Genomic DNA, 6579 nt, shown 5'->3' on the forward strand with positions numbered 1-6579 from the left:
GGTGGAGCGCCTCATCAAGCTCATTGTCCTCGGACGCAAGAACTGGCTCTTCCTGGGCAGCGACGCGGCCGGCCACCGCGCCGCCCATGTCTACTCCCTCGTGCTCAGCTGCTACCGGCTGGGCATGGACCCGTGGGCCTACTTCCGCGACGTGCTGCCCAAGCTCGGCGACACCCGCTTCCCCGCCTCCCGCCTCGCGGAGCTCCTCCCCGAGGCGTGGGCCCAGCAGCAGGCTCAGCAGCGATAGGCTTGTCGACGCTCCGTCCATCTCGTAGCCACCGTGCCACGCCTCTTGATGGCCGACATCCTGGGCTGGACCGAGTACTGCTTCACGAAGAGCATCGGCCCCTGGCCGTCAGACGTGAACGACGCTCGGGCTTCAGGCGGGTGCGCGGCCTGTCGAGCCCGCGCACCCGCTCGGAGCGTTACTTGGTGCCCTGCACGCCGAAGGGGTACCCGTTCCAGTAGGTCACTCCGGCGAAGAAGTTCTGCGACCAGCTGAAGTGGTGCACGTAGAAGTACTGCGCCCCGCCGGAGAACTGGATGGCGAAGGTCGCGGTGGAGGGACGCGCGGTGTCGAACGTCCCCGTCACGTTGACGGGGGAGCCGCCATCCTGGGTGTACGTCCCCCACAGGCTGCCACTGGCGCTGTAGCTCGTGATCTGCAGCCGGCCGCGCCACCCGTCGTGGTTCATGTACCAGGTGCCCAGCCACCGGCTCGCGGTGAAGGAGTTGCCGTAGGGGATGTAGAGCCCCGAGCGCTTGAGCACGCTTCCGTACCGGGTGTTCCCCGCGTCCCAGGTGTAGCCCGAGGCGTCCTGCCGATCCCACCCGTGGATGTACATCTGGAAGAGCTGGCCGGTCATGGTGCCCGGCGCGGTGTCGCTCGTGGTGTCGGCCACGCGGAAGTAGATGCCCCGGTTGTCATCCAACAGATAGCCATTGGCGTTGCGCCCGGAATAGCTCCCCAGCCGGGTGGCGGCGTTGGCGGGGTGGGGGATGCGGCGGACCACCAGCTTCCCGGTCCACCCGTCGTGGTTCATGTCCCAGGTGCCCAGCCACTGTCCCTTGCGCACCGGCGCGTTGGGATCCGTCACGCCGTTGACCACGGCGCCCCCATAGGACGCGTTCTGGATGAACCCGTAGGAGACCTTGACGTACGCGCTGCCGCCCCAGGAGTTCTTGAGCAGGAAGTACTGCTGCGAGCGGTCGTAGCCGATGATCAGCATCGAGTGACCGCCGTAATTCACCGAGGAGTCGTACTCGTGGATGCCGGTGGTGGCGTTGTAGCGCCACTTGAGCTCGACATCGATGGCCACCTCCCGGTTGGACGCGATGTAGTTCTCGATGAGCGCGGTGTCACGCGCCTGCGCCCAGTCGAGCAGGGTGTAGCTGCTCACGCCGTACCGGGCGTTGTTGCGCGCCGACTGCGGGATGTACAGGGGCGAGTACTCGAAGGCGTCGATCTGCGCCTGGGTGGTGGGGTTCTGCGCGGGATCTCCGCTCCAGATCAGCTCTCCCGCGGCGGGAATCGAGCGCCGCACGGCATCCATGCCCGACTGGTTCAGGTAGGGAACCTCGCTCTCGAGCGGCAGCGCGTAGGAGAGCGCGAGCGAGAGGGAGTGCGAGCCGGCGCCATACCAGTACGAGCTCTGGTTCTCGTACTGGTACCTCCGCGGGTAGTCGAGGCTGGTGCTCTTCACGATGTGCATCAGGTACTGCTCGGAGAGATCCACGGAGATGCCGTAGTCGCGCCGGTAGCGGGCCTCGATGGCCGCGGCGGAGGAGAAGACACCACAGGTGCCGCGATCGGCCTGGTCCCGGATGGGCGTCTGCCAGGCCGCCAGCGAGTAGCTGGTGGGCGCGAGCATGGTGAAGCCCGCCTCCGTCACGGGCGTCGAGCCCGCGAGGGCCTCGGCGCTCGGCCGGAAGTACGAGACATCGACGGTGGGCGTCCGGACTCCATCCGAGCGCTCGACGAACGTGACGTTCCCCTTGCGCAGGGACTGGCGCACGAGGACCGGAGTGGACGGCGTCTCCTCCGGCTCGGGCGGTTCACAACCCAGCACCCCCATGAGGATGGAGGCGAGGACGACCCACGACGACTTCCGGTACCAGCCAACGCTTTGCATGTGGCCCCCTGCTTTGAAAGGGGCCATACCCTACATCCATTGCTTCACAGGAACAACTGAATTGCATGAATTCAGGGTATGAAGGGGAGAGCCCATGACACGAAGAACCCGAGGCGCCTGGGAGTGGGCTACAGGAGGGACAACCATGAACCCTTGTTTGCGACGCTGTGTGTTGACGTTGTCGATGATGGCGGCTGGCCTGTCGGGTTGCCAGCCACGAGAGCCCTCGGGGCAGCCGGACGCGGGGCAGCCCGGGCCCACGTGCTCCACGCCCACGGGCGCGCCCATCGAGCACCAGGGCACCATTTCGGCTCCCGAGACGTGGTCTGCCTCCAATCCGCATGTCGTCGTCGGGGACCTGCTGGTGCGCGCGGCGGTGACGGTGGAGCCGTGTGCCGTGGTGCGCATGGGCCCGGCCCGCTCCATCGGGCTGGACAGTGGTGGCTCGCTCGTCGCCGCGGGCACGCAGGAGCGTCCGGTGCGCTTCGAGCCCCAGGACGCGAGCCAGCCCTGGGGCCAGTTCCGCATCTATACCGGGGGCTCCGCGCGGCTGACGTGGACGGTGCTGTCGGGCGGTGGAAACCCCGCGTCCGCCGAGGCCACCGTGCGCGTGAGCGCGGGCGCGGACCTGCCCGGCCCGAGGCCGCTCTTCGTGGACCATGTCACCATCGAGGGCTCGCGAGGGCCGGGCGTGGTGCTCAATGGCACGAGCGGCTTCGCCGAAGGCTCCACGGCGCTGGTCATTCGCGACTCGGGGAGTGAGGCGCGTCCGGAGCCGCTGGCCATCAATCCCAATGCCCTGGGCACGTTGCCCTCCGGTACCTATACGGGCAATCGCTCGGACACCCTCTTCGTCAGCCCTGGCGTGGCGTCCTCCAGCGTCTTCTACGTGGGCGTGGATGCCACGGTGAGGGCGTTGGGCGTGCCCTACGTCCTGGAGGGGCTGCAGGTGGGCAGCTCCAGCGCCCAGGCCACCGTCACCGTGGAGCCGGGCGTCGAGCTGCGCTTCCAACCCAACACGACGCTCCGCGTGTATGACAACCGAAGCGCGCTCATCGCCGTGGGCACGGCCTCGCGTCCCGTCGTCTTCACCTCCGCCCGGGCGACGCCGGCCGCGGGAGACTGGGCGGGCATCCGCTTCGACGGGCTGAGCCCGGACAGCCGGCTGGAGTCCGTGTGGGTCCGCCATGCGGGCGGCGCCTGCCAGTGCTCGGGCTACGGCTGCAACTACCTGCCCGGCTCGTTCGACGTCAGCTCGGCCATCCTCGTCTTCCAACAACCGGGGGCGCCCTTCATCGCCAACTCGCGCATCGAGGACAGCGCGGGGCACGGCATCCTGCGCGGATGGAATGGCTCGGACGCCGTGGACTTCCTGGCGACGAACAGCTTCGCCCGGGTGTCTGGCTGCACGCAGACGACGCCTCGGGACGTGGAGGGGCGCTGCCCCGCCAGTCCTCCCTGCCCCCGGAGTCCTTGAGCGGATGTCCCGCGAGGGACCCCGGTGGGAGGAGCGCGGAGAGGTGCGCTCCTCACCGGTTCACGGCGGCTACTGCGCGTTGCGGCGCACCATCGAGACGTCGTAGCGGCGCATGTCGATGGAACCACCCGCGCCCTCGGGCCGGTACAGCATCCCCGTGTTGCCGTCGACGTAGAAGCGGTTGTTCGGGTTGGTGTCCGCGCCGATGTTGCCGTGGCGCGTGCCCGGGTCGTTGAACGTGTAGTAGGTGCGGCCCTGCTCGTCGACGCCGCGGCCCGTGATGGCCACGAAGTGGTCCGTCAGGTTGTCCACGTTGTAGTTGGCGTCCCTGTGGCTCACGCCCACCACCACCGGCCGGCCCGCGTCGAGCTGGCCGTCGATGTACTCGCGGCCCTCCCGGGCGCGCGCCGGGTCCACCGTGAGGCGGCCCTGGGCGTCCTCGCTCGTGCCCACCTGGATGCGGCGATCCGGGCCCTGCACCGTCACGCCCGCGTCCCGGGCCATCGCCGTGGCCGCCCGGAAGCACGCCTCGTTGCCCGGCTCGAAGCCGTGGCCGCCCTCGAACTGGCTGTAGAACGGCACCTGCACCTGGCGCGGGGCCGCCGTGCCCGGAGCCGTCACCGGGGCCGGAGGCTGCGCCTGCGCCGCCAGGTCGGCGGGACGAGGCTGGGGAACCGGCACCGAGGCCGGTGCGGCGCTGGCGGGAGTCTGGGCGGCCGGCGTCTGGGGGGCGCCCGCCCGCTCCTGTCGCAGCATCTCGAGCGCGTTGGCCTCCTCGCTCACGAAACGGTTCGCCACGCCCCGCTGCACGGCGGCGCTGTTCCTCGAGAAGTGCGCCAGCTCGCCATTGGCGTCGCGGCGGCCGCGCTCGGCGTAGATGTCGCGGATGAGCTGCTCGTCGGTGACGGTGGCCGGGTCACGCCCCGCGAGCGCTCTCTGGAAGATCTCCCTCGCGCCGCTATCGGCATTGCCCGGGCCGTGCTGCACGGCGGTGGACCAGGCCACATCCCGCAGCGCGGCCGAGCGCGTGTTCAGGTCGAGCCCCGTGTCCTGCTGGATGCCCCGGGCCGCCACGTCGTAGTGCGTGGCCTGGATGAAGTCGTGCTGGGCCCTGTCGAATCGCTGCGGATCTTGCCGGGCCAGCTCGCGCCAGGCGTTGCTGAACGCCTCGGTGCCGGGCGCATGGGCGGACAGCGCGGCGTGGTAGTCCGGATGGCTGGTCCTCAGCGAGTCCACGAACCGCTGCGCCGTGCCGCGGTTGCTCGAGAGCTGGTAGGAGCCGTAGGACACGCCGCCGCTATCCCCATTACCGGAGGAGACGGTGCCGGGGCCTCCCCGGGCCTCGTACTGGCGGCTGAGGCTTCCCAGCGGCTGGGCACCCGCCGGAGGCGCGGCGGGCGTGGCGCCGAGGCCCTCGGGCCGGACGGGAGGCGTGGGGGCGCTGGTGGGCGCGGCCGAGGGGCGGGCCTGGGGCCTCGTCGCGGGCGTGAAGGTGTCCTCGCCGCTGGCGCGGGCGCGGGGGCGCTGCACGGACGGGCGATCGAATCCATCCGGAATCTGGATCCTCTGCCCCCTGCGGATCTGATCGGGATTCTCGATGTTGTTGGCGCGAGCCAACGCATCGACGGTGGTGTTGTGGCGCCGGGCAATGCCCGACAGGGTGTCTCCCGAACGGATCCGATACGTGCTCATGATTCTGTCGTTCCCTCTGGGCCACGCACACGCGGATACGGACGTGCCGGGCGATCATCTGATTATCTCGGCGAGCCACCGCGGAGTTGCTTCGGTCCGGCTCAGGAGCGTCTGATGATGCCTCGATTGCGGCTGTTCTGTAAAATGACGGTATGGATGTTGCTTGCCCTCTGGCTCGGGGCGTCCGGGTCCGCGCGGGCCCAGGGCTCGGGGAGCGTGACGGGGCGCTACGAGAAGGACGGGGGAGAGCTCCTCATCCTCGAGGGGGATAACGAGACACTCGTCCGCTACGAGGCGGGGTTCGAGCAGGGCAACAGCGTGGGGAGCTGCGAATGCCCCCTGGTGGTGAAGCAGAAGAGCGGGGAGCGCTGGACGCTCCAGGGGGCCGGGTCATCGGACACGTGGAGCCTGAAGCTGGAGCCCACGCGGCTGGTGCTCGAGGGCAAGACGCCGGCGTGCTGTGGCATGGGCTGGCCCGGCACGGACACCTTCGAGCGGAGCGCGGTGCGAGCGCCGAGCACGTGCAAGGTGAAGGCGGACCGGGCGAACTTCTTCGACTCGCAGAGCGCCGCCACGCCGCGCAAGGCGTACGTGGTGGCGGGGGACACGGTGGAGGTGTTCCTTCCCGGCTCCGAGCCGCGCCGGGTGCCCGCGCGCTTCAAGGGGCCGCGCAAGTCGACGGTGGGCCTGCTCGAGCGCGCCCAGTTGGACTGTCCCCAGCCGGGGGCCCCGCAGGCGGCCCGTCCGCCCGTGGAGGCGCAGCGGCTGCGGCCCTTCGCGGGGAAGTGGCTCGAGCTGACGCGCAAGGGCAGGGGCTTCGTCCTCTTCAAGCCCTGCGCTGCCAATACCCGGAGCTTCACCGTCCGCCCGGCCAGCGGCGAGCTGGAGGTGGAGCTCGGCCAGGAGACGACGGTCACGAAGGTGGTGGGCCTGCGTCCCGGCCCGGCGGGGAGCCAGTCGCTGGAGGTGATGTATGAGAGCGGCACCCTCGAGACGGTGGGCTGGAAGGAGCTCGACGCGCGCAAGGGATTGGTGAGCGTGAAGAGCCCGGAGCTCTTCTCACAGGGCCGCGAGTACGTGCGCGAGGACAGGAAATCCGCCTACCCGGTCCAGGTGGAGACGGGCTGCGACGAGGAGCGCTAGCCCGGATTATTCACCAGGGCTTGGCGAGGAGCCGCGAAGCAGTCGTGCGCAGGACCCGGGGGCACAATCTGGCCCGTTGCCCCTATCTGTCAGGTGAGCGGCAGTCAGGTTGGCAAAGGGGCGCCAAATCCGTGG

Annotated in this window: 5 protein-coding genes; 3 read left to right on the forward strand and 2 right to left on the reverse strand. The window is 69.7% G+C overall.

The features are described 5' to 3' along the window. A partial coding sequence (locus tag VFZ09_RS14605) for a transposase domain-containing protein (RefSeq protein ID WP_329727077.1) occupies positions 1 to 247 on the forward strand: 247 nt, incomplete at its 5' end. Between the two features lie 178 nt (positions 248 to 425). Here the strand turns inward: VFZ09_RS14605 and VFZ09_RS14610 are convergent. Continuing rightward, on the reverse strand, positions 426 to 2132 hold the full coding sequence (locus tag VFZ09_RS14610; protein WP_329728177.1) for a C1 family peptidase: 1707 nt from the start codon (positions 2130 to 2132) through the stop codon (positions 426 to 428). 145 nt (positions 2133 to 2277) lie between these two features. Between VFZ09_RS14610 and VFZ09_RS14615 the strand changes: the two genes are divergently transcribed. Then, a complete protein-coding gene (locus tag VFZ09_RS14615) occupies positions 2278 to 3609 on the forward strand; it encodes a hypothetical protein (protein ID WP_329728178.1) in 1332 nt (443 codons plus the stop codon). A 69-nt stretch (positions 3610 to 3678) separates the two neighbouring features. Here VFZ09_RS14615 and VFZ09_RS14620 read toward each other — a convergent pair whose 3' ends face one another. After that, positions 3679 to 5301, reverse strand: a complete 1623-nt coding sequence (locus tag VFZ09_RS14620; protein WP_329728179.1) for a LysM peptidoglycan-binding domain-containing protein — start codon at positions 5299 to 5301, stop codon at positions 3679 to 3681. Positions 5302 to 5415: 114 nt separating this feature from the next. Here VFZ09_RS14620 and VFZ09_RS14625 point away from each other — a divergent pair, with 114 nt between their 5' ends. Next, on the forward strand, positions 5416 to 6444 hold the full coding sequence (locus VFZ09_RS14625) for a hypothetical protein (RefSeq protein WP_329728180.1): 1029 nt from the start codon (positions 5416 to 5418) through the stop codon (positions 6442 to 6444). The last annotated feature ends 135 nt before the right edge of the window (positions 6445 to 6579 follow it).

It is taken from the genome of Archangium sp., from assembly GCF_036277355.1.
Lineage (GTDB): Bacteria > Myxococcota > Myxococcia > Myxococcales > Myxococcaceae > Archangium.